Annotated in this window: 2 protein-coding genes; one reads left to right on the top strand and one right to left on the bottom strand. The window is 62.4% G+C overall.

Annotated features, from left to right (window positions below; all coding sequences use genetic code 11):
* Positions 1–154: 154 nt before the first annotated feature.
* Positions 155–685, bottom strand: coding sequence for an inorganic diphosphatase (ppa, locus tag B2Z70_RS07095; protein ID WP_009800826.1), 531 nt, complete (start codon positions 683–685; stop codon positions 155–157).
* Positions 686–847: 162 nt separating this feature from the next.
* Between ppa and B2Z70_RS07090 the strand changes: the two genes are divergently transcribed.
* The gene (locus tag B2Z70_RS07090; RefSeq protein WP_292982134.1) at positions 848–1420 is read left to right on the top strand and encodes a DUF192 domain-containing protein; all 573 of its coding nucleotides are present in this window, start codon (positions 848–850) and stop codon (positions 1418–1420) included.
* The last annotated feature ends 97 nt before the right edge of the window (positions 1421–1517 follow it).

Genomic DNA, 1517 nt, shown 5'->3' with positions numbered 1-1517 from the left:
GTTCGATTCCCCTAGGGCCTGCCACGCGCGCCGCTTCTCCCTATATCGCAAGAACTGAGGCCGCCTCGCTCTGTGAGGCCGCTTTGAGTCGCGCGCAAGAAAAACGGCGTCCAGTTTCCCGAACGCCGTTCTTCAGATCATCAGGCGAGGGGACTTAGCCCTTCTTCACGCGGTCCATGGCGACCGTGATCAGTTCGCGAGCGCGCTCGACGCCGTGCCAGCCCTGAACCTTCACCCATTTGTTGGGCTCGAGATCCTTGTAGTGCTCGAAGAAATGGGTGATGCGCGCCAGCTGCGCCCCGTGGACATCGTGGTAATCCTTGATGTCGTCATAGAAGGGGGTGAGCTTGGCGTGCGGCGCGGCGAGAATCTTCTCGTCCTGGCCGCTCTCATCTTCCATCAGCAGCACGCCGATCGGACGGGCGCGCACGACGCAGCCCGGCACCAGCTCGGTCTGGCCCAGCACCATCACATCGATGGGATCGCCATCATCGGACAGGGTGTGCGGCATGAAACCGTAATTGCACGGATAGCGCATCGGGGTGTGCAGGAAGCGGTCAACGAACACGGTGCCCGAATCCTTGTCGAGCTCGTACTTGACCGGCTGACCGCCCACGGGAACCTCGATGATGACGTTGATGTCCTCGGGCGGGTTCACGCCGGCGCTGATTTTATCAATGCGCACGAATATCCTCCAGCGAAACGCAAATGTTGGCGCGCAAAAAACCGTGTCAGGCGCTCTGCTGCAAGCAATTTGTGCGGTGCAAGACCAATTGCCGACTCTCAGCCCGTCAGGAGGCGCGTAGAGAGATTGCGCGGGAGGGCTCACAGAGCTAGCTTGCGCGCCATGATGATCCGTTCTCGCATTCTTGCTCTGGCTGCCGCCGCACTTGTCGGCTTCGGCTCCGCCGGCTGCGCCCTGGCGCAGTCTGTCGATCCCACTGCGCCCGACGCCGTCGTGCAATATGGCGGGCCGGACCCGCTTGTGATTGAAGGCGATTTCGGCGAGCACACCTTCACCGTCGAGGTGGCTGACACCGACGATTCGCGTGAGCGCGGCCTGATGCACCGCGAGAGCATGGATCCTGACGCCGGCATGCTGTTCGATTTCGGGCGCGAGGATTTCATCTCGATCTGGATGGCGAACACGATCATCCCGCTCGACATCCTCTATGTCCGGGCGAATGGCGAGATCGCCAAGATCATAACCGGCGCGCAGCCCTTTTCCCGCCGCCCCATGTCATCCGATTACCGTGTCGTCGCCGTGGTCGAACTCAATGGCGGCCGGACTCTGGAGCTGGGCATCGAACCGGGCGACACCGTGCGTCACCCGCTGTTCGGCAATGTGGAGACTCCGGAGTCTGAAGCCGGGGACGCTGACTCCGAAGAGACTGTGGAAGAGGCTCCCGAGCAGCGCTAGGGCGCTTGCGCCTTCGGGCGCAGCCCCCTAAACGTCACCTCAAGTCGGGGCGTAGCGCAGCCTGGTAGCGCATCTGGTTTGGGACCAGAGGGTCGCA

It is taken from the genome of Oceanicaulis sp. UBA6590 (genome assembly GCF_002433705.1).
GTDB lineage: Bacteria > Pseudomonadota > Alphaproteobacteria > Caulobacterales > Maricaulaceae > Oceanicaulis.
The sequence above is the reverse complement of the archived record's forward strand: the minus strand, read 5'-3'. Positions and strand labels throughout refer to the sequence as shown.